Below are 18,673 nucleotides of genomic sequence, written 5' to 3'. Positions count from 1 at the left end.
TATTAAGCCAAAGTAAAATAGGTCTCGATTACATGCTGAATGATTAAAATTTATTCAGGTTATCTTGCCTGATTTATCAGGTTTAATTTTTATTTATTGGCGGAAGATTTTTGAAGGATAACTTTCGTTCCGCCCGAGCCTGCTTTATAATTTTAGCAAACTAATTAGCTTTAGCCAGGAGTGATATTACAGGTTGTCACATTAAAGCAGTTATTTCTTAAAGTTGATTTGAAAACTTCCTCAGGAAGTGGAGATATTATTATAATTAATCAATTTGATTACAAAGAGAATGGTTTATTTTCAAAATGAGAACTAATTTGTTATATTTGCGATCATAATAATTCTTATTGAATTAAAATATAATCATTAATCCAGAATAAATATGGATAAGCTATCTTTGTGTAAATTCGGAGAAGGGGAGTGCTATGGTGTAAAAGAGCTTAATCTTTTGCTAAAACTTAGTAATATGCTTAGCAATAAAGAGGTTAATTTGGATGATGTGATTAAGCTCCTTTGTGAGCATTTGCATGCCGAAAGAATTATCCTGACTGTATTAAACAGAGAAAGCTCCAATATTTTTATTGAAGGCTCATACGGTATTACAGAAGACGATAAAAAGAATGCAATTTACCAGGTAGGAGAAGGCATTATTGGTAAAGTGATTAAAAGTGGAGAAACAATTCTGGTTCCAAGAATTGAAGATTCAAAGGATTTCCTGAATCTTACACATGCCCCAACATCAATAAACAGTATTGAGGTATCGTTTATTTGTACACCTATTCGTTATAAGGCCGAAATCATAGGAACTCTTAGTTTTCATAAGGCCTATCTGAGGAATATTTCATTTAATGAAGATGCTCGTTTATTGAAGATTGTTGCTTCCATGATTGGCAGAACTATTCGTCGCAGGCAGGAATATGCTGAAGAGATGGAACAACTGCTGAATGAAAACAGGCAGTTGAAAGGTGAACTGCGAAATCGTATAATGCCTGATTATATTAAAGGTAATTCTGGAAAAATGAATGAAGTTTTTAATCTGATTGATAGTGTGGCAGCAACTGAAGCAACGGTATTGATAAGAGGAGAAAGCGGAGTAGGAAAAGAGCTTATTGCAGATGCCATTCATTATAATAGTCCCCGGAAAAATAAAGCATTTATTAAAGTAAATTGTGCTGCTCTACCTGAAAGTCTGATTGAAAGTGAACTTTTTGGGCACGAAAAAGGAGCTTTTACCGGTGCAAGTGCTCAAAGGATTGGACGTTTTGAAGCCGCTGATGGAGGAACCATTTTTTTAGATGAGTTTGGAGAAATACCGGCGGCAATTCAGGTAAAACTATTACGTGTATTGCAGGAAAGAGAAATAGAACGTTTGGGAAGTACAAAACCTATTAAAGTAGATGTACGAATTATATGTGCAACAAACCGTAATCTTGAAGATCTTATTGCAAAAGGGGAATTTAGGGAAGATCTTTATTACAGAATAAATGTTTTTCCTATTTATGTTCCAGCTTTAAGAGAAAGAATTAATGATATACCTGTCCTCGCAGATTTTTTTATTGATAAATTTAATAAGCGTCTAGGAAAAAATATCAAGCGAATTACTGCCATGGCAATTGATACGTTAATGGTTTATCATTGGCCTGGAAATATACGTGAACTTGAAAACTGTATTGAAAGAGCCTGTATCCTTAGTAATGATAATGTGATCAGAACAACTAATTTACCACCAACTTTGCAAACGGCTGTAACAAGTGAGACTGAACAAAATGGCACTTTGGAAATAATTCTGGGTAAACTGGAAAAGCAGATTATTATGGATACGCTGATTACCTGTAAGGGAAACATGGCAAAAGCTGCCGACCAATTAGGCATTACTGAGCGTATGATGGGTATTCGAATAAAGAAATACGAAATTGATCCTAAACGTTTTAAAACTAAAATGATTAATGAAAATGATAGAATTTGAATTCTGTGATTATGAGAATCCCATGCATCTTGATGCATTGGTTGATTTGCTTAATCACTACATGACTGATCCGATGGGTGACTCTGTACCACTCAACAAGAGGAGTCAATTGCGCTTAGTTGACGGGTTGGCTAATCATCCTTCTTCTTTTGTCTTATTCATTATTTATGATCAAAAGATTGCAGGATTGGCTACTTGTTTCGTTAATTTCTCAACGTTTAAAGTAAAGCCATATATTAATCTGCACGATTTAATTATATATGATAAATATAGAGGCAAAGGGTTGGGACGATTACTGCTGGAAGAGCTTATTCATATTTCTGAATTGAGGAAATATTGTAAAATCTCACTTGAAGTGAGGGAAGATAACAAGGTAGCTCAAAACCTTTATAGAAGTATGGGATTCAAAGAATGTATCCCTAACATGTATTTTTGGACAAAAACAATTGATGAATGAAAATAGCAATTCCTGTAATAGATGATAGTAAACATAAGTACGATATAGCCAACGGCTTTAATTCAACAGGATCACTTTGTCTTTATAATAAAGATTCAGATCAATATTCATGGATAAGAATAGCCGATCTTGCCAGTAATATGGGCGAACTTTTGCCTGCTTTAATTTCTAAAGATGTAGATAATGTGATTACCAAACACATACACCCTATGGCATTGCAGGTATTTATTCTTAAAGGAGTAAAAGTTTATTTATCAGAAGGTTTTAATTTAAAAGAAAATATTGATTTGTTCAATCAAAGTAAGTTGCATTTGTGTGATGCTATTTCTTCTTATGCTGATATTCAAATATGTGGTGGTCAATGTTCAGTCTGTTCTACTGAATGCAATGAAAAGTAATATTTAAAAAGAAAGTGTTATGTCTATAAAGAATGCAATGACTTTTATATCTAAAGTTGACAGCGATAAATTGTTGAGAACTGAATGTTACAAGTGCAAAACAAAACAAGAGTTATTGGCTTTTCTCCAAACTCAGTTAATGCTTTTCACTGAAGAAGAGTTTGAAGAAGCTATAAATATAATGCTTTTTAAATGCCAATCTTACGAAGATGCTGATAAAATTAAGCAGGTAGAGGCGTGGTTTACTTTGTTCCATTGACTTCTGACAATCGTTTTTCTACCAACGCTTTAATCTCTGTCATACCCTTGACCATCTCTGTTAGTTCTTCTATTTCGGGAGTCCGGTAGCCAAAGCCTTCCAGAGAACAGATTCCCTCGAATTTACCCACTAAAATTGATGTCATTTTCATTGACTCAGTTAATTCATTCTCAAACTCTTCTGCTTCTTTATAGAGTGCAACAGGCATGTGATGAGTAGCACTCCAATTATATCGGGCTAATAAACTCACAAAGTATTTTTCAAATGCCATGACAGCAATATTATAAAGAAGATCCTTTGTGAAATGTGTTTTCTTATTTAAACTATTTTCAAGAGTCTTTAAATAACTATTCGCATATTCAAGAGAGCTGTTGGCTAATAACAACATATCATCATCTGGAACGATAGATTCCTGTATATTCTCTTTCTCCATAATATTTCTCCTTTTTTCTTATATCCCAATAAATCCGATATAAATCTTTCTCATCTAAACACTTTTTCTTCCTAACAGCTTCTTCTTTTATTTTAAATAATAGCATGTCGCAAATAGTGTCATCATCAGGCAAATTTGCTTTCTGAAGGTAATATCTTATTGTTGATTTTCCGCTGTGCTTCCCTATAATGAAATCCTGCTCTGATTTTCCAATTTCAGAAGCTTCAATTAATTGATAGGTTCTTCTATCTTTTTGCAGACATTGAGTATGTATGCCAGATTCATGTGATAAAACAAGGCTTCCGGTAATAGGTTTGCTTTCGGGTAATATTCTGTTTGAAATCTCAGAAACGTAATTCGAAATCTCAGAATAAAGAGTAGTATTTAATTCGCAATCAATGTCTTCACTTATTTTTAAAGCCATTGAAACTTCTTCAAGAGCAGCATTACCAGCGCGTTCACCAAGTCCGTTAACTGTTACACTCAGGCATTCGGCTCCAGCTAAGTATGCTGCAACAGTATTAGCAGTTGCCATCCCTAAATCATTATGTGCATGTATTTCTAACGGTAAATCTCTGTATGTTGCACGAATGGATTTAATAAGTTTAAAGCACGAAATTGGACTTAATGTACCAACAGTGTCGGCTATCCTAACCCGAGAAGCTCCTAAAAATATACTAAGCCCAATAAATTCTTTCAGGAAAGATAAATTGGCTCTTGTGGCATCCTGAGCACCAATAGTTACATATTCAAATTGAGAAGATGCAAAATCAAACATTTCCTGTAAATTCTGCAAAACCCACTCTTCATCTTTTCCCATTGCTTTTTGAAGAATTTTAGAAACAGGAAATGATAAATGTACTCCATTAGTTCCACTTTTTGCAGCTAAAAGAATATCTTTCTTATTTGCTCTGCACCATGCAAGAGTTTTGAATTTAAATCCTTGTTTACAGATTATATTTATCTCCTGAGCCTCTTTTATTCCCAAAGCTGGAGTTCCTATTTCAAGTTCGGGAATACCAACTTCATCTAATAGTGAACAGACCTTTATCTTTTCATCTAAAGAGAAGATAACACCAGGAGCCTGTTCACCGTCACGTAAAGTTGTATCAATATAATATGGTTTCTTAATTTTCTTCATTATTTAGTCAGATATCAGATATTTGGCACATGGCTCATTATTTTCAAGAGCGTCAAGTATTTCGTCTATTACATCTTCACTATCAACCCCTCCATACCAATAATTGTTGGGATGAATAACCATTACTGGTCCTTGGGAGCATACATTCAGACAAGCTGTTGTAGATACTGCTACATCTAATCCTCTGTCTGATGCTTCTTCGCTTAGATATTGTAGCAGTCCGGCTGCACCTTTTTTGTTGCATGCACCTTGTGCTTCTCCTGCTACCCGATAAGAATTACACACTAAAATGTGATAAGCTGGCTTTTTCATTTCTTTCTTGATTTATTGTTATTGAATAAAATTATGCACATCCCTGGGCGTTACCTTTGCATCCACTGCCACATTTAAAGGCATCCGGTTTAGCTATGCTTCTGATCGGTTTATTATTATATACTCCATCAAGCCCATCGTCTATTAATCCCGTCATCTCTATTACATGTACATTACAGGAATTGAGTATTGTTTTAGGATTTTCTCCAACTCCCGATACAAGTATTGCTCTGCAATCATTTAGTGAACGAGCCATGTCTACCCATCTTTGGTCTCCTGCACCGGGTATTGGTGTTTTTCTTTCTTCAACCAATTGGAAACCTTTCGGAGACTGTTTGAAGATATACAGAGAAGTAGCCTCTCCTAAATGTAAGTTAACCAGTAACCCTTCGTGAGTTGCCACTGCTACGTAAGGGCGAGTTGCCAGATCGAAAGCCGGACGTGAAGCATATTCTTTCAATAATGCATGAGTCCCTTCAAGATCTTGCCCAAGTAAACCGGCGGCGTCGGCTCTGCAACGTGCACAGTGGCTCATTAATTTCAGATGCTCCGATGCCAAAGTCCGGGTCTTGAAGATCATCTTTGAATCGGGTTTAGGCGTATCTGCAAATCCTGTTTCAGCAGTGGGAATTAGTGGAATGCAGTTAATTACATCTGCTCCCAGCTCAGCGCATTTACGAGCCACTTCCGGAATATGATCTTCATTAATACCTGGGATAATAATACTGTTTATCTTGACTGTAATTCCTTTTGCTTTTAATAATGGAATACAAGTTAATTGTCTTTCAAGTAAAATTCTTGCTCCTTCAAGACCTCTGTATACATGCTTGTTATAGCGTATCCATTTATAAATCTTAGCACTGATAGTAGGGTCAATAGCATTTATGGTTATTGTAACATGGCTAACACCAAGTTCTGCTATCTCATCAATGTAAGGTTCTAAATCAAGACCATTTGTTGATAGGCAGAAAATCTTATCAGGAAAAATACTCTTAACGCTCCGCATTGTTTCCAATGTTTCTTCCGGATTGGCAAAAGGATCTCCAGGGCCAGCAATACCTACAACAGATAAGTTGTCGAGCTTTGCATCCAGTGCCTTTAGATAATCGGCAGCCTGAAAAGGAGCAAGCACAGATGATGTAACTCCGGGACGAGTTTCGTTTACACAATCATATTTCCTGTTGCAGTAGTTGCACTGAATGTTGCATTTGGGTGCTACAGGTAAGTGTACTCTTGCGTGAGAATGTTTTGCACTTTCGTCAAAGCAGGGATGAACATGTTTTTTTTCTGTTGTTTCCATAACTAAATATATTTATACCCTACAGGAGAGTTTTCTTGTTTATATTCTATTAATGCATTTACAATGCGGTCAAATAATTCCTGAGTCCCCCTATATCCAATGTGATGCAGGCGAGCTGCTCCAAAGCGGTCGTGAATGGGAAATCCTAATCTGACTAATGGAATTTTACGTTCCCGGGCAATGTAATACCCTTTACTATTTCCAATTAATATATCTGGATTTAATTCTTCAGCCTGTTCGCGCATTGTTTCAAAATCAGAACCACTTAGTACACTTATTGGAATTTCTGCCTGATCAAATAATTTTTCTACTTCTGATCTCAGCAAGCCACTGTTTCCTCCTGATCCAATAAGAGCAGGTTCTATACCTATTTCTTTTAGGAAACCGGCAAGACTTAAGACCAAATCTTCCTCACCAAAAATCATGGCACGTTTGCCGAATACATATTTGTGGGCATCTACATAAGCATCAATCAAACGCCCCCGTTCTTTCCGGTGTTTCTCAGGAACGCTCTTCTGGCTGATTTCAGACAATATATTGAAGAAGCTGTCGGAAGATTTAATTCCAATAGGCATTCCTATCTGATAGTTCTTTACTCCAAATTCATTTTCTAACCATTCTCCAGCAGTCTGGACTCTGCCTGCATTACTCCTGACGGCTCCCTTGTTAAATACATTACCTAATTCAATTGTTGCGCAAGCTCCTCCGGTACGCATTATATCACTCAGGGGAGTTCCTCCCTGGGGGATCAACTGATAATCTTTCCAATGCTCATTGTCAAGAGTCTCGGAATAGTCTGGGAAAAGAATGTATTTAATACCAAAATCATCAAGAACCTCTTTCAGGTAACGGATGTCTGCAGGAGAAACAAATCCAGGGAATATGTTTATATAATCTCCTTTGAGTTTGTTTGTGGCTAAAGATTTTATAGCTGCCAGCAAAGTATTATGAAACCCATCAATATGACTGCCGCAATAACTTGCTGTAGATACATTGATAAATGTAGGCAATTCCTTGTCTTTATTTGCCTCTTTATAATCTCTGATCAATCCGGGTAAGTCTTCACCTATTGTCTCACTTAGACAAGTAGAGGCAATTCCAATAACTTTAGGATTGTATTGCCTTATAATATTATTGATTCCTGTGATAAAGTTCCGGCTTCCCCCATAAACAGTAGCAGCTTCACTAAAGTTTGATGAAGCAATATCTACCGGTTCTTTATAATGGCTAATCATATACCGGCGAATATATGTTGCACACCCTTGTGAGCCGTGGATAAGCGGAACACATCCTTCTATTCCTTTTAATGCTACAGATGCACCTAGTGGGGCACATAGTTTGCATGCATTACGGTTTGATATATATTGCTTCTCCATATTATACTTGTTTATTTAGTAAATTGCCATACCGGACTCATTGCTGTCGCATAAATCTCACGTGCAAAATTCATCATTCCTTCATAACCGGCTAGAGCCTCTTTTCTTTCGTGATTATGATCACAGAATCCTAATCCTATCTTATGTGCGATGGGGCGCTCCTTTACTCCTCCAATAAAAATATCCGCATGCTTTTCTTTTACGAAATGAGATAGCTCAACAGGATTAGAGTCATCAACTATAATTGTGCCCTCATCGCAAAGTTTTTTAATGAGTTCATAATCTTCAGTGGTTCCGGTTTGTGATCCAACAATAACAGTCTGAACACCTATCAGGCGAAGAGCTTTTATTAATGAAATAGCTTTGAAAGCACCACCCACATAGATTGCCGCCTTTTTTCCTTGCAGTCTTTCCTTGTACCATTTAAGTTGCGGCATAAGTCGGGTAAATTCTGTGCGGACTAGCTCTTTGGCTTTAGCCATCATTTCTTCACTTTTGAAGAAAGAAGCAACATCGTAAAGCGCATCACTCATATCCTCAATGCCGAAATAGGAAACCCTCATGCTTGGAATACCATATTCTTTTTTCATCATTTGAGCCAGATAGTTCATGGATCCGGAACATTGAACAACATTTAAGGAAGCATTGTGGGCATTACAGATATCTTCAACTCTTCCATCTCCGGTGATTGTGGCGTTAACATGAATACCCATCTTTTTGTAATACTCCAATAAAATCCAGAGTTCACCGGCAAGATTAAAGTCACCGAGTATATTTATGCTATACTTAGGTGTTGGTTTATTTATAGTGCCTACAAGTTGAAAGAGTGCTTCGCAAGCAACCTTATACCCGTCTTTTTTTGATCCTTGAAAGCCAGGTGCCTGAACAGGGATAACGGGAATACCTTTACGGAGAGCCATCTCTTTGCAGGCTGATTCCACATCATCACCAATAACTCCTACAATACAGGTAGTATAAATAAAAGCAGCTTTTGGATGATGAAGATCAATCAATTCTTCCATAGCCGCATTCAATTTATCGATACCTCCAAAGATGACGTCTCTCTCTTGTAAATCGGTGGAGAAACTAAGTCTGTGTAACTCTGGTCCTGAAGAAAGAGAACCTCTTATATCCCATGTATATGCGGCGCATCCAATAGGACCATGGATAAGATGCAATGCATCTGCAATAGGATAGAGCACAACTCTGGAACCACAAAAAACGCATGCCCTTTGACTAACCGAACCAGCCAGGCTCTCTTTGTTGCACTCTATCGTTGCTGCATTAATTCCTGCGAATGCCACTTGCTTTTCTCTTTCTTTTAAAATATAGTCCATATCGATCTTACATTTAATTATTATAATACCAAAACCATGCCAAAGAGTTGAGTTTGCTAATCAGGATTACTCTATGCATTCAAATTCAGATATTTACAGATAAGCATTATAAAAGAGAGGGAATATCGGTATTACCCGGAAGTAGGAAGACGGGAATAATCTTACATTTATGTAGGATTATTTTCTTTCTTATTCTTTAGTAAAAAAGCTCCGGCATTCTGAGAATTATGACTTTTTCTCAAAGATGCAGAAGCATTTTAAACTAACAACTCTCAATAGATTACATTTGGAACTCAACCTTCTCTTCAGGACAAGTTCGATCCTGATGATCCATAAAAGCATTTAAAATCTGAATAACCAGGTTTGTTGCACCAACATATCCGGTTTTAGGGAAGTAGTTGTGTCCGGAGCGATCGGCAATTGGGAAACCAAAACGAATAAACGGTGTATCTTCATCTCTGGCAATGTATTTACCATAGGTGTTGCCTATAAGCAAATCAACCCCTTCTTGTTTAATCCACTGATGAAGACGGAACATATCAGCACGTTCACCGCTCATGAACTTCGCTTCAGGAATATCTTTTAATATCTCGGACATACGTTCATCGAAAGGTTTTCCTGGTGTTCCACTAACGATATAAACCGGTTTCATGTCTAGGCTTACCAAAAACTCAGTAAGAGGAATCAATGTATCCGGATCTCCCCATAATGCTACGCGTTTGCCATAAAGATATTTGGCATTGTCGGCAATAAGGTCGATTAATTGTCCGCGTTCTTCTGTGATACTATCAGGAATAGGAAGATTAGCATGACGGCTAAGAGACATAAGGAAGCGGTCTGTTGCTTTTAAACCAATAGGAATGTCTACCACTTCAAACTTAACTTTGCATTTGTTTTCAAGTTTAATGCAAGCATCTTCCGTGCAATATTGTCCAAGGCCGATTGTAAATTTGCTATCACCCGTAGCTCTCAGTTCCGGAATTGTTGTTCCTCCGTCGGGATACATGTGGTATTTACCGTTGAGAGGAGTATCAAGTACGCCGGTCATGTCCGGGAACATAATTGTTCTTGCTTCCATTACCTGAGCAAGTCTTTTTATTTCCCGCATGTCTGATGGTTCCATCCATCCTGCAACCAGGTTTACCACATTCTTTTTCTTAGGTGTAGCAGTAGAGAAGAACTTTACCATTGCTGCAACCTGATTAGAATATCCGGTGATATGCGTTCCAACGTATGATGGTGTATTGCAATAAATCACAAATTTCCCTTCGGGTATTAGTCCATCGTCATTAGCTTTAGAGACAATCTGAGTAAGGTCATCGCCAATTGTTTCGGAAAGACAAGTTGTGTGAACCGCAATAACTTCTGGTTTATAAACCGTGAACATAGTCTCTATTGCCTGAACCAAGTTGGCCGAACCACCGAATACTGAAGAACCTTCCGAGAAAGAACTGGTTGCAGCTACAACCGGCTCTTTAAAATGGCGGGTTAATGTACTTCTATGATAAGAACAACAGCCTTGCGAGCCATGACTGTGGGGCAAGCATCCATGAATACCTAACGCAGCATACATTGCTCCAATAGGTTGACAGGTTTTGGCGGGGTTAATAGTCAAGGCCTTTCTGTCTATTTCTTTATCTGTAGTGTGCTTTAATAACATAATTCTTTTTGTTTTTACAGGTTAATAAACATATTCTGCTTCGACGATATCCTCTTTTTCCCAGGGAGCTTTCATTTCTTTCCAAATGCTGCAACAAGCTATTTGCTCAATATCCTTGTAGAAGTTGATAGCTCCTTCAAAAGCTGCGTACGGACCACCGTAATCGTAGTTATGCAACTGTTTCAATGGTATACCCATTTTTTGCACGCAGAACTTTTCTTTGATACCGGCGCAGAAGATATCCGGATGATACATCTCGATAAGTTTCCCCATCTCGTAATGACTTAAGTCATCTATAACGAGAGTTCCTTTCTTCATTTCTGCCATCATACCTTCGTAACCGTTGAATTCCAGTCCTTCTTTTTCCAAAGCTTTTAATTCCTCTTCGGTTTTACGTGGTTTAAAGCGGGTGGCATCTTCTTTAACCGTAATTTGTTCAATGTTACGACTATCTGCATCAATCTGAATGGAAGGAATTACACTGCGACCTTCGTAGTCGTCGCGGTGGCCGAATTCATATCCGGCAGAGATTGTTGTCATCCCCAATTCATTGAATAGTTCCTGATAATGATGAGCACGAGAACCTCCCACGAAGAGCATAGCCAGTTTGCCTTTGGTTTTTTCCAATGCTTTTTCCTGAGCCTCTTTTACTGGGATCATCTCTTCAGCAATCACTTTCTCTATACGGTCAATTAATTCCTGATCACCAAAATATTTACCAACCTTACGAAGTGTTTTTGCTGTAGCTTCTGCACCAATAAAGTTTGCTTTCATCCATGGAATACCAAAAGATGTTTCAAGCATCTCTGCTACATAGTTTATTGATCGGTGGCACATAACCAGACTTAAATCGGCAGTATGTGCAGTTTCAAATTGTTTCTTTGTGGAGTTACCGGACATTGTTGCTACAAGCTCAATACCACACTTATCCATTAATGTTTCAATAGCAAAGGCATCGCCACCAATGTTGTATTCACCTAAAACGTTTATTCTGAATTTGTATTTGCCATCTACAGAATCGTCATTACCAATAAGGTTTTTGTATAAACCATTGTTTGCAATGTGGTGACCGGCCGACTGTGATACTCCACGATATCCTTCGCATGAGAATCCGAAGATATTTACTTTACCTTCCAGTTCTTCAGTCATGTGACGAGCCACGCGGTGCACATCGTCTCCAATCAATCCAACCGGACAGGTAGAGAAAATTGCAATAGCTTTCGGGTGAAATAGTTCGTATGCTTCACGAATGGCCTGCTTTAGCTTTTCTTCCCCTCCAAACACAATATTGGAATCCTGCATATCCGTAGAGAAAGCATAAGGAATAAAGTTCTCAGGAGCCTGTTCGTCAGGGCGAGTCTGGTTACGGCGGGTGAGCCATGAGTAAAATCCACAACCGATTGGTCCGTGAGTGATATTTACAATATCTCTTGTTGGGCCCAGAACCACACCTTTACACCCGGCATAAGTACATCCTCTCTGAGTAATAATTCCGGGAATTGTACGTACGTTGGCCTGAATCTGAGGAATTTCATCAGGATCATTGTACACAATTGCTTTTCCTCTTTTCTTTGCAACCTTTTTAGGATAGGCCGCTAGTACCTCTTCTTTAAATTCAGCGAGGTTAATATCCTTTTCTGTATCTTTTGTCATAGCAGTAACCTCCTTTAATCTAATGTTTCGTCACCAGATTCACCCGTGCGAACACGAATAGAACCAACGGTATCAATTACGAATATTTTCCCATCGCCGCTTTTTCCTGTTTGATTTGCCTTGATAAGTGTTTCTACAGCCAGATCTTTCTTCTCGTCGGTAACCACAAGCGTAATCATTCTTTTGGATTTCAGACGAGGCATCTCCGAGATCAGTTCATGATGTTCAGGATCTACGTCGGCGGCCTTTTCCAAATCGCCGTGTCCTTTTCCGCGTCCCAGAACAGGCATGGCGGTGAAAGACGGCAACCCTGCTTCCGAAAGAGCGATTTTTGTGTCACTCATCTTGGCAATGCGAATCATTGCTAATATTAGTTTCATAATTCCTAGTCTCGTTTGATTTATACTTCTTTTCTACCGCTGGAGATGGTGTAGGTTTCTTCTACCGGAGTAACGAATATCTTTCCGTCGCCAAACTGTCCTTTTTCTCCTGAACGGGCAGCTTCCATGATTGTTTCAATAACAAAATCCTTATCTTTTTCAGGAATTACAATCATTAAAAGGTCTTTGGGCAATTCGTCATAAGTAACATTTCCTACTTTAAGACCGCGCTGTTTACCGCGACCGAACACTGATAGTTTTGTAACTGCGGGGAAACCTGCATCGAATAGTGCTTTCATTACTACGGATGATTTCTCTGGGCGAACAATTGCTCTTAATAAATACATATAAAGTCCTCCTTTATTTATTAGTTCATAATACCGAAACCTACCAAAAGATCTTCCAGTTCGGGCATAGAAAGTGGTGTTGGGATAACAAACATTTGGTTATCGTTTATTTTCTTTGCCAAAGAACGATATTCGTCGGCCTGAGTGTGTTCCGGTGCATGGTCGATAACTGTTTTACGGTTAATTTCTGCATGTTGAACCATGTTATCGCGAGGAACAAAGTGAATCATCTGAGTTCCGAGTTTCTTTGCGAACTCTTCAATCATGTTTGCTTCGTTATCTACCTTACGAGAGTTGCAGATAAGACCTCCCAAACGAACTGTTCCTACTTTTCCGAATTTGGCAATAGACTTGCAGATGTTGTTGGCTGCGTACATAGCCATCATCTCTCCTGAGCAAACAATATACACTTCCTGAGCTTTGCCATCGCGGATTGGCATGGCGAAACCACCGCAAACTACGTCGCCAAGTACATCATAGAATACATAATCAAGATGCTTGTCGTCATCGTATGCACCAAGCTGTTCAAGCAAGTTGATGGAAGTAATGATACCACGACCGGCACAACCTACTCCCGGTTCCGGACCACCTGATTCTACACAACTGGTTTCGTGAAATCCTGGTTTCATAACATCATCCAGATCAATATCTTCGCCTTCGTCACGAAGTGTATCGAGAACTGTTTTCTGTGCAAGACCGTGTAACAGCAAACGAGTGGAATCTGCTTTAGGATCACAACCTACAACCATTACTTTTTTTCCCATTTCAGCCAAACCGGCTACAGTGTTTTGCGTTGTGGTACTTTTACCAATGCCGCCTTTTCCATAAATAGCAATCTTTCTCATAATCTTATTACCTTAAGTTAATTCATAAACCTGTAAAACTATAAACAGAAAGCGTGCCAAAATAAAATGATACCCTTGAGATGAGTGAAGGTGTTGTAATGTAACTAATTGATTATTAGCTGTGTATAATGGGTGAAAATAATTAATAATAATTGAATTGCTATCGGGTACTGATTTCAGAAGAGGGAATTATTGTTACTTAAATGTAGGAAATAATACATAAATGTAGGATTATTGTCCCAGAAAAAGCTCACTGAGAGCAGAAATCTCACCAAGAAATTGGGCATAATTTTGAAAGTATCCGTCACTGAATATTTCTTTCGGGTTACCTTGTGATAATACTCTACCGTTCTTTATGGTCATAACCGATGAAGCCAGGGAGCAGACCTCGTTCACATCGTGGCTTACGAGTATAGTAATTGTGTTTAGTAACAGGTGTGCTTTTCGAATTTCATGTTGCAGAGCAATGCGCATTTCAAAATCAAGTGCCGATAATGGCTCATCCAGCAGCAAAAGATTTGGTTTGGCAGCCAACGCTCTGGCCAGTGCCACTCTTTGCCTTTGTCCACCGGAAAGTTGAGTAGGCTTTTGCTTCCTTAATGCAATGAGATCGAATAACTCCATAAGCTCTTCTATAGCATCAGTGTCTTTTTCTTTTTGTGCAAACCTGATATTACCTTCCACACTCATATTCGGAAAGAGAGCATAGTCCTGGAACATATATCCTACGTTACGGAGCTGAGGAGAGAGATTTATTTTCCGGTCGGAGTCGAACCAAACAGTATCATTATATACAATTCGGCCTTTAGAAGGAGTGGTAAGTCCGGCCAGGATTCTCAGCAGAGTTGTTTTTCCCGAACCCGAATGGCCGAAGAGACAAAGTAATTCTCTGTCTGCTATCTCGGAACAGATTTTTAGTGTCTTTTTCCCTTCCGAAGTAAGCATCGGACGTTCTATATCTATTTTCAGCATAATTCCTTTAAAGTGTTTTCTTGTTGCCGTTTATACTGTATATAATAGTTAATATAACCATTGAAACAATGAATAATACAAACGAATATTTGTTTGCTGTGTCGTAGTTAAGTGATTGCACTTCATCATAAATGGCAATGGAGGCTACTCTTGTTTCTCCGGGCATGTTTCCTCCTACCATTATTACTACTCCAAACTCCCCGATGCAGTGAGCAAAAGTCATTGCAACTGCTGTTATAATGGAAGGTTTTATGTTGGGAATAAGAACCCTTGTAAAGGTGGTGAAGAATGATTTTCCCAAAGTATACGATGCCTCCCTGTAACTTTGGGGAATACTTGCAAAGCCGTTCTGCAAAGGCTGAACCATAAACGGCAGACTAAAAAGTACGCTAGCCACTAATATTCCCTCAAAACTAAATGCCAGACGAAGGTTTAGTGTATGCTCCAGAAAATGACCTATGGTATTTTGCGGACTGTAAGCAACCAGCATGTAAAAACCAAGCACAGTGGGGGGCAAGACAAGCGGCATACTGATCAGTGCTTCTATTAATGGTTTAAAACGGAAACGCTTGTATGCCAGCCAGTAACCTAAGGGCAAGCCTTTGATAAGAAGTATTACAGTAGTAATTGTAGCCAGCTTACCTGTAAGAAGAAGGGTTTGTAGAAAATCATCGTTCATATTATGTATATTCAATTAAATAAGTTAGTCAAAGTTTGGGGTTAGCTAAGCATAAATAACCTGAAAGAATGTTTTATTAATGTACAGCAAATTTTTAAATAGTGTACATTTATTATAATTTAGGTGTACACTAAATTAAATACTAGTGTACACCAATCTGAAAACATATACCGAGACATCACTCTAATGTTCCTTTAACGAGGAACTGAGTATCCGTACTTTTCCCAATAAACTTTGGTTCTTGGTGATAGAACATAAGCCATGAATTTGCTTGTTTCGGTGTTTCTTACTGCAGTTTTGATAAGAATGCACGCCTGCTCTACCGGAGTATAAAGTTTCGGATCTACAATATAGTATTTTCCTTGTCCTTTCATCTCCGGAGCCAGTGCAAGCGAGAGGGCAACGAAACCAATTTCAGCATTGCCGGTAAAGGCAAACTGAGCAGCCTGTGAGATATTATCGCCAAGCACTATCTTTGATTTCAATGATTCATAAAGTCCCATCTTTTTAAGCAATTCGAATGAACGCTCACCATAAGGAGCAGTCTCCGGTTTGGCTATGGCTATTTTCTTTATAGCCGGGTCTTTCAATACCGAAAGTCCTTTAGTTACATCCAATGAAGTGCTGTATATGGCCAGTTTTCCGTAGGCATAAGTCTTCATGGCTCCCCAGGCAACCCCTTTTGCTTTCAGTTTCAATGGGAACTCATTGTCGGCAGCCATAAAGAAGTCAAAGGAAGCACCATTGAGAATCTGCTGAACCAATGTACCCGAACTGCCGAATGTGATGTTGATCTTAGCTTTAGGATGCTCTTTTTCATATTGTGCTTTTATATCCTCCAGCACATAACGGAGGTTTGCAGCAGCGGCAACATTTACTTTCTGAGCTTGTGCAAGGATACATACCAGTATCAGTGCCACGGTTATAATCGTTCTTTTCATGAGATTGAGTTTTATATTTTATTTATCGGTAAAAATAGATTTCAGATAAGAAGGAGAGACTGTGAGCATTACATATCCCCATTGTGGAAAGCGGGTTTTGGCATCGGCGGTCATGCCTTTTGCTATGCGAGTGTTGTCTTTTGCAAAGTAGGTGCTCCAGCCAACTTGTAGTTTACTCCATTCATTGAGTTTGTAGTTAAGGCAAAGATCTAACTCCGAACCAAGTGATTTGCCAATGTTTTGACTATTGCTTGTCATGTCTTTACTGGAACTGAATACGTGAAATGCACCTTCAATGCTGGTTGTTTTACTTACTTTAGCATTTATACTGCCGTAGTAATCAAGCAGACCTGCGCTAAGAGGTGTTGACCAATATTCCATGGAACCATTAAAACTGTGATTTGAGCCATAGAGCTTTCTGAAGTTTTTCTGTTTGCCATCAGTTTTGTTATCATCTCCCGACAGGTAATCTGTACCTAAACAGGTTGTAACTGCCGAAGATATTTTGTAGTTTAACTTCACTGCCGCCATGCTACCTCTCAAATCATCACCGGTTTGATTCTTTCCTGCCTGAAAGTAGGCTGTGGCAAGTGCGGAAAATGGTTTTGTTTCATTGCCATATTTCAGATTACCGCCAAAAGTGTATCCGTGATTCATATTAACCTTTGTACCGTACTTCGTAGCATCTGTGGTAGGCTGCATGCCTTCGTCTACAGCAATGGCGGAAAGAGTCAGATCTTTCGCAATTCCTTTAGACAACCAAAGTAAACCCATGTACCGGTATTTGGCCCCATTAGTATAAACAGTTTCCGAAGAAATGGCAGAAGTATTGTTATAAGCAAAACCCAAATGGGCCTGAAAGTCATTTACATTGTACTTGAACAGAGCCATATCGTGAGAATTACCCGTATTACTCCAGTTGGAAGCCGAGAACAAACGGCCATCATCATAAGTCAATGCCTGTCGTCCTACTTTAGCAGAGCCTCCCGGCATTAATAAAAACTCAGCCCATGCTTCAAACACTCCCAGTGTAGCAGTCTCTGAACTAGGAGCTGTTTTACCGTAAGTGCGGGAATCCTGAATAGTAAACTGGGTCTTCAGAACTGCAGAAGTAAAGGTTGCTCCCAAACGTGTACGCTGAATGGCAAAAATACCCGGATCATTACTGTCCGATAATGGAGCTCCGAAACCATCTCTATACTCTACCCTGGGTCTGAATTCCCCATCAATAGCTACTGTCTGTGCATTCATCTTACACGCACAGACAGTTGCAGCAATTGTTATCCAAAAACATTTTTTACCTAATACCTTCATAATACTAACTTTTAAAATAAATATCCGTTATCAAAAACAGAGAATAACGCTTTCTTAAAGGAAAGCGATATCCACCCTAAAGAATATCGCTCCCTAAAAAAAACAGCTTTCTAATTCGCTGTTCGTTTGCTCTAATAGCTTAATGATTTCAATTTCATGCATGGCGTAGCTTTCAATGACCTTCATTCCGTAAGGGCTTATACTGCAACCACCTCCGTCTTTTCCTCCCTTTTGCCTTATCACCACAGGAATGGGCGAGAGTCTATTCATCTTATCAATCAAATGCCAGGCGTGTTGGTAAGACATCTTCAGGCTCTTTGCTGCTGCATTGATAGATCCATCTGTCAAAATCTGCTTTAATAACCGGTACTGGCTTTGGCCAATAAAGACTTCGTTATCCCGATAAATGGTAAGAAGGGCATCCATTGAGAATGTTGAGCGATCCATGCGGCCTGGCGATTTAAATTCCAATCATCACTTCGGTAGATTTGAAGATAGCGTATGCTTCATCTCCTACCTTTATATTGAGCTCGCCAATACTATCTACTGTGATTACTGAGACAATTGTGTTTCCTCCGCCAATGTCGAGTTTAACCTTTGCGGTAACAATACCCGGAACAATCTCTATTACCTTACCTTTAATTGTGTTTCTTGCGCTTAATAACATAATCTTCTTTGTTTAAATGAGTATTAATCATCGTCTTTTTCATGAAGAAGAATACAAAGGCCGTGCCAGAAATTATAACTTTTTAATTATGAATGCTTTAACTATGAATGTAGCTTTTGAAGTTTTATTATTAGCTACATTTATGTGTTGTTTTTAGACTGTAGATTACTTTATAGTCGGATTTGAAAGGTGCTTTAGAAAAGAAAAAAGCCTGTACAATTCCTTTTTTAAGGAGC

General features: G+C 38.6%; 20 protein-coding genes and 1 pseudogene. 4 read left to right on the top strand and 17 right to left on the bottom strand.

Going from position 1 to position 18,673, the window contains the following annotated elements; all coding sequences use genetic code 11:
• The first annotated feature begins 382 nt into the window (after positions 1–382).
• The 4 genes from BUC21_RS06195 to BUC21_RS06180 are packed head-to-tail and all read left to right on the top strand — an operon-like array spanning position 383 to position 3,080.
• Complete coding sequence (locus BUC21_RS06195) at positions 383–1,966, top strand: sigma 54-interacting transcriptional regulator (protein ID WP_073400290.1); 1,584 nt, start codon at positions 383–385, stop codon at positions 1,964–1,966.
• The gene (locus tag BUC21_RS06190) at positions 1,947–2,423 is read left to right on the top strand and encodes a GNAT family N-acetyltransferase (RefSeq protein WP_073400288.1); all 477 of its coding nucleotides are present in this window, start codon (positions 1,947–1,949) and stop codon (positions 2,421–2,423) included. The genes BUC21_RS06195 and BUC21_RS06190 overlap by 20 nt, the downstream gene beginning before the upstream one ends.
• The gene (locus BUC21_RS06185) at positions 2,420–2,821 is read left to right on the top strand and encodes a NifB/NifX family molybdenum-iron cluster-binding protein (RefSeq protein WP_073400286.1); all 402 of its coding nucleotides are present in this window, start codon (positions 2,420–2,422) and stop codon (positions 2,819–2,821) included. Before BUC21_RS06190 ends, BUC21_RS06185 begins: the two co-directional genes overlap by 4 nt.
• A 19-nt stretch (positions 2,822–2,840) precedes the next feature.
• Positions 2,841–3,080, top strand: coding sequence for a Nif11 family protein (locus BUC21_RS06180; protein ID WP_073400285.1), 240 nt, complete (start codon positions 2,841–2,843; stop codon positions 3,078–3,080).
• Here BUC21_RS06180 and BUC21_RS06175 read toward each other — a convergent pair.
• The 17 genes and pseudogenes from BUC21_RS06175 to BUC21_RS06095 form a co-directional block, all read right to left on the bottom strand.
• Entirely contained in the window at positions 3,064–3,513 is a 450-nt protein-coding gene (locus tag BUC21_RS06175; RefSeq protein WP_073400284.1) for a hypothetical protein, read from the bottom strand. The two genes, BUC21_RS06180 and BUC21_RS06175, sit on opposite strands and share 17 nt — an antisense overlap.
• Positions 3,473–4,654, bottom strand: a complete 1,182-nt coding sequence (locus BUC21_RS06170) for a homocitrate synthase/isopropylmalate synthase family protein (RefSeq protein ID WP_073400283.1) — start codon at positions 4,652–4,654, stop codon at positions 3,473–3,475. The genes BUC21_RS06175 and BUC21_RS06170 overlap by 41 nt, the downstream gene beginning before the upstream one ends.
• Before the next feature lie 3 nt (positions 4,655–4,657).
• Positions 4,658–4,966, bottom strand: a complete 309-nt coding sequence (locus BUC21_RS06165; RefSeq protein WP_073400282.1) for a (2Fe-2S) ferredoxin domain-containing protein — start codon at positions 4,964–4,966, stop codon at positions 4,658–4,660.
• A gap of 31 nt (positions 4,967–4,997) precedes the next feature.
• Positions 4,998–6,266 (bottom strand): nitrogenase cofactor biosynthesis protein NifB, encoded by a 1,269-nt coding sequence (gene nifB, locus BUC21_RS06160; RefSeq protein ID WP_073400281.1) that lies wholly within the window; start codon positions 6,264–6,266, stop codon positions 4,998–5,000.
• Positions 6,267–6,268: 2 nt separating this feature from the next.
• Complete coding sequence (locus BUC21_RS06155) at positions 6,269–7,642, bottom strand: nitrogenase component 1 (protein ID WP_073400280.1); 1,374 nt, start codon at positions 7,640–7,642, stop codon at positions 6,269–6,271.
• A gap of 11 nt (positions 7,643–7,653) precedes the next feature.
• The gene (nifE, locus tag BUC21_RS06150; protein ID WP_073400279.1) at positions 7,654–8,979 is read right to left on the bottom strand and encodes a nitrogenase iron-molybdenum cofactor biosynthesis protein NifE; all 1,326 of its coding nucleotides are present in this window, start codon (positions 8,977–8,979) and stop codon (positions 7,654–7,656) included.
• A gap of 280 nt (positions 8,980–9,259) precedes the next feature.
• Entirely contained in the window at positions 9,260–10,639 is a 1,380-nt protein-coding gene (locus BUC21_RS06145) for a nitrogenase component 1 (RefSeq protein WP_073400278.1), read from the bottom strand.
• Positions 10,640–10,660: 21 nt separating this feature from the next.
• A complete protein-coding gene (locus BUC21_RS06140; RefSeq protein ID WP_073400277.1) occupies positions 10,661–12,292 on the bottom strand; it encodes a nitrogenase component I subunit alpha in 1,632 nt (543 codons plus the stop codon).
• Positions 12,293–12,306: 14 nt separating this feature from the next.
• Entirely contained in the window at positions 12,307–12,672 is a 366-nt protein-coding gene (locus tag BUC21_RS06135; RefSeq protein WP_073400275.1) for a P-II family nitrogen regulator, read from the bottom strand.
• Between the two features lie 20 nt (positions 12,673–12,692).
• A complete protein-coding gene (locus tag BUC21_RS06130; RefSeq protein ID WP_073400273.1) occupies positions 12,693–13,019 on the bottom strand; it encodes a P-II family nitrogen regulator in 327 nt (108 codons plus the stop codon).
• A 20-nt stretch (positions 13,020–13,039) separates the two neighbouring features.
• A complete protein-coding gene (gene nifH, locus BUC21_RS06125) occupies positions 13,040–13,864 on the bottom strand; it encodes a nitrogenase iron protein (protein ID WP_073400271.1) in 825 nt (274 codons plus the stop codon).
• A gap of 479 nt (positions 13,865–14,343) precedes the next feature.
• Positions 14,344–14,809, bottom strand: a pseudogene (locus BUC21_RS16605) (ATP-binding cassette domain-containing protein); the annotation flags it as partial.
• A 34-nt stretch (positions 14,810–14,843) separates the two neighbouring features.
• The gene (modB, locus tag BUC21_RS06115) at positions 14,844–15,515 is read right to left on the bottom strand and encodes a molybdate ABC transporter permease subunit (RefSeq protein WP_073400268.1); all 672 of its coding nucleotides are present in this window, start codon (positions 15,513–15,515) and stop codon (positions 14,844–14,846) included.
• Between the two features lie 194 nt (positions 15,516–15,709).
• Positions 15,710–16,456, bottom strand: a complete 747-nt coding sequence (modA, locus tag BUC21_RS06110; RefSeq protein ID WP_073400266.1) for a molybdate ABC transporter substrate-binding protein — start codon at positions 16,454–16,456, stop codon at positions 15,710–15,712.
• A gap of 18 nt (positions 16,457–16,474) precedes the next feature.
• Positions 16,475–17,770 carry an alginate export family protein gene (locus tag BUC21_RS06105; protein ID WP_073400264.1) on the bottom strand — a complete coding sequence of 432 codons (1,296 nt, stop codon included), beginning with the start codon at positions 17,768–17,770 and terminating at the stop codon, positions 16,475–16,477.
• Between the two features lie 93 nt (positions 17,771–17,863).
• On the bottom strand, positions 17,864–18,217 hold the full coding sequence (locus BUC21_RS06100; RefSeq protein WP_083547619.1) for a winged helix-turn-helix domain-containing protein: 354 nt from the start codon (positions 18,215–18,217) through the stop codon (positions 17,864–17,866).
• 13 nt (positions 18,218–18,230) lie between these two features.
• Positions 18,231–18,437: a TOBE domain-containing protein gene (locus BUC21_RS06095; protein ID WP_073400261.1), complete on the bottom strand. Its 207-nt coding sequence runs from the start codon at positions 18,435–18,437 to the stop codon at positions 18,231–18,233.
• Positions 18,438–18,673 lie beyond the last annotated feature (236 nt).

The sequence above is a fragment of the Bacteroides luti genome, from assembly GCF_900128905.1.
GTDB lineage: Bacteria > Bacteroidota > Bacteroidia > Bacteroidales > Bacteroidaceae > Bacteroides > Bacteroides luti.
The sequence above is the reverse complement of the archived record's forward strand: the minus strand, read 5'-3'. Positions and strand labels throughout refer to the sequence as shown.

Excerpts from the sequence above, each read along its gene's own strand:
- BUC21_RS06195 (WP_073400290.1), top strand. The coding sequence starts at position 383 with ATGGATAAGCTATCTTTGTGTAAATTCGGAGAAGGGGAGTGCTATGGT.
- BUC21_RS06190 (WP_073400288.1), top strand. The coding sequence starts at position 1,947 with ATGAAAATGATAGAATTTGAATTCTGTGATTATGAGAATCCCATGCAT.
- BUC21_RS06185 (WP_073400286.1), top strand. The coding sequence starts at position 2,420 with ATGAAAATAGCAATTCCTGTAATAGATGATAGTAAACATAAGTACGAT.
- BUC21_RS06180 (WP_073400285.1), top strand. The coding sequence starts at position 2,841 with ATGTCTATAAAGAATGCAATGACTTTTATATCTAAAGTTGACAGCGAT.
- BUC21_RS06175 (WP_073400284.1), bottom strand. The coding sequence starts at position 3,513 with ATGGAGAAAGAGAATATACAGGAATCTATCGTTCCAGATGATGATATG.
- BUC21_RS06170 (WP_073400283.1), bottom strand. The coding sequence starts at position 4,654 with ATGAAGAAAATTAAGAAACCATATTATATTGATACAACTTTACGTGAC.
- BUC21_RS06165 (WP_073400282.1), bottom strand. The coding sequence starts at position 4,966 with ATGAAAAAGCCAGCTTATCACATTTTAGTGTGTAATTCTTATCGGGTA.
- nifB (WP_073400281.1), bottom strand. The coding sequence starts at position 6,266 with ATGGAAACAACAGAAAAAAAACATGTTCATCCCTGCTTTGACGAAAGT.
- BUC21_RS06155 (WP_073400280.1), bottom strand. The coding sequence starts at position 7,642 with ATGGAGAAGCAATATATATCAAACCGTAATGCATGCAAACTATGTGCC.
- nifE (WP_073400279.1), bottom strand. The coding sequence starts at position 8,979 with ATGGACTATATTTTAAAAGAAAGAGAAAAGCAAGTGGCATTCGCAGGA.
- BUC21_RS06145 (WP_073400278.1), bottom strand. The coding sequence starts at position 10,639 with ATGTTATTAAAGCACACTACAGATAAAGAAATAGACAGAAAGGCCTTG.
- BUC21_RS06140 (WP_073400277.1), bottom strand. The coding sequence starts at position 12,292 with ATGACAAAAGATACAGAAAAGGATATTAACCTCGCTGAATTTAAAGAA.
- BUC21_RS06135 (WP_073400275.1), bottom strand. The coding sequence starts at position 12,672 with ATGAAACTAATATTAGCAATGATTCGCATTGCCAAGATGAGTGACACA.
- BUC21_RS06130 (WP_073400273.1), bottom strand. The coding sequence starts at position 13,019 with ATGTATTTATTAAGAGCAATTGTTCGCCCAGAGAAATCATCCGTAGTA.
- nifH (WP_073400271.1), bottom strand. The coding sequence starts at position 13,864 with ATGAGAAAGATTGCTATTTATGGAAAAGGCGGCATTGGTAAAAGTACC.
- modB (WP_073400268.1), bottom strand. The coding sequence starts at position 15,515 with ATGAACGATGATTTTCTACAAACCCTTCTTCTTACAGGTAAGCTGGCT.
- modA (WP_073400266.1), bottom strand. The coding sequence starts at position 16,456 with ATGAAAAGAACGATTATAACCGTGGCACTGATACTGGTATGTATCCTT.
- BUC21_RS06105 (WP_073400264.1), bottom strand. The coding sequence starts at position 17,770 with ATGAAGGTATTAGGTAAAAAATGTTTTTGGATAACAATTGCTGCAACT.
- BUC21_RS06100 (WP_083547619.1), bottom strand. The coding sequence starts at position 18,217 with ATGGATCGCTCAACATTCTCAATGGATGCCCTTCTTACCATTTATCGG.
- BUC21_RS06095 (WP_073400261.1), bottom strand. The coding sequence starts at position 18,437 with ATGTTATTAAGCGCAAGAAACACAATTAAAGGTAAGGTAATAGAGATT.